The organism is Pseudomonadota bacterium (assembly GCA_039815145.1).
Lineage (GTDB): Bacteria > Pseudomonadota > Gammaproteobacteria > Steroidobacterales > JBCBZW01 > JBCBZW01.
The window spans coordinates 1-1688 of sequence record JBCBZW010000292.1 but is presented as its reverse complement, the minus strand read 5'-3'; the positions used below and the strand labels follow the sequence as shown (position 1 = coordinate 1688).

The window sequence follows — 1688 nt, the reverse complement described above, 5'->3', positions numbered from 1 at the left end:
TGCTCGACGCTTACGGCGAGTTCCTGAGCGGCGTGGTAGCTACCCCGGGCGCGAGCATCGATAGCGTGCCGCTGGTGAGTCCGACCGAGGCCGATGCCCTGCGGGCGCGCTCGCGCGGCAAGGCGCTGCCTATCGGCGAGGTCACCTCCGTGGTGCCGGCGATCCTCGCCCGGGCGCAGGACCGCGGCGAGGCCGTGATACTGAGCGACGGCACCCAGGCCTTCACGGGCGAGGCCCTGCACGATGCGGTGCATCGGGTGGCTGCGGCCCTGCAGCTGCGCGGCGTCGGCCGCGGCGATGGCGTGCTGGTCGCGTTGCCTCGTGGCGCGGAACAGATCGTCGCGCTGCTGGGGGTGATGGTGGCGGGGGCGGCCTACGTGCCTATCGATCCTGACTACCCTGACCAACGTCGCCGTCAGGTGATCGAAGATCTCACCGCGCGGCGCGGGCGTGCGCCGCTGATGCTGGTGGGGGCGGACGCGGATGCGGTGGCGGGTGCTGAAGCATTGACCTTCGCCGCTGCCCTAGCGGAGCCACCGCTCTCTACCCTGCCGCCGATCGCCGGTGACGACCTCGCCTACGTAATCTACACCTCGGGCTCCACCGGCCGCGCCAAGGGCGTAGCCGTGCGCCATCGCAACCTGCTGGCGTCCACCTTGGCACGTGGCGAGCACTACGCGCAAGCGCCCACGCGCTATCTGCTGGTGTCCTCCTGCGCCTTCGACAGCTCCGTCGCAGGCATCTTCTGGACCCTGATGGACGGTGACACGCTGGTCGTGGCGCCCGCGCAGGAAGCGGCCGATCCGCGCGCGCTCGCGCAGCTCATCGAGGGGCACGGCATCACCCACACGCTGATGCTGCCGGGCCTCTACGCCCTGTTGTTGGAGGCCGCGGCGCCGGCCCAGCTCGTGAGCCTGCGCACGGTCATCGTCGCCGGTGAGGCGTGCCCCGTGGGGGTCGCCCAACGCCACGGTCAGGTGCTGGGTCAGCAGGGCGTGCAGCTCACCAACGAGTACGGCCCTACCGAAGGCACCGTGTGGGCGAGCGCCTACGACTGCACGGGCACGGAAGTCGATCACGTGCCGATCGGCAGGCCCATCGCCGGCGCGGAGACCTACGTGCTCGACGGCCAGGGGGGCTTGCTACCCGATGGGGCCGTCGGCGAGTTGTGGATCGGCGGGGCCGGTGTTGCAGAGGGCTACCTGGGGCGAGAGGATCTGACCGACGCGCGCTTCAGTGCGCCGGCGGCGGTGGGCGCCGGTCGCTGCTATCGCACGGGTGACCTGGTGAGGCGCGGGTCCAGCGGCGAACTCGAGTACCTCGGCCGGGCCGACGAGCAGATCAAACTGCGCGGCTTTCGCATCGAGCCGGCGGAGATCGAGAGCTTGCTGCGTGAGCATCCTCAGGTGCGCGACGCGGCGGTCGGCGTGGTCGAGGAGGGCGCTGGTGGACGCCTCGTCGCCTGGTGCGTGGCGCAAGGTGAAGCGCCGACGACGGTCGCGCTGCGCGAACACCTAAGCGCGCGGGTGCCGGCGTACATGGTGCCCACGCACGTTCAGATGCTGGAGACGCTGCCGCGCCTGCCTAATGGAAAGGTCAATCGTCAGCGCCTGCCCGCGGTGGTGGCAACGGCGGCGACTGCCACCGCGCCGATCGCCTACGCCGACGACACGGAGCGCGACCTGGCC

The 1688-nt window shown here is 71.0% G+C and carries 1 protein-coding gene; it reads left to right on the top strand.

Annotated features, from left to right (window positions below; translation table 11 throughout):
* On the top strand, positions 1 to 1688 hold a 1688-nt coding region (locus tag AAF184_25910), incomplete at both ends, for an amino acid adenylation domain-containing protein (GenBank protein MEO0425792.1).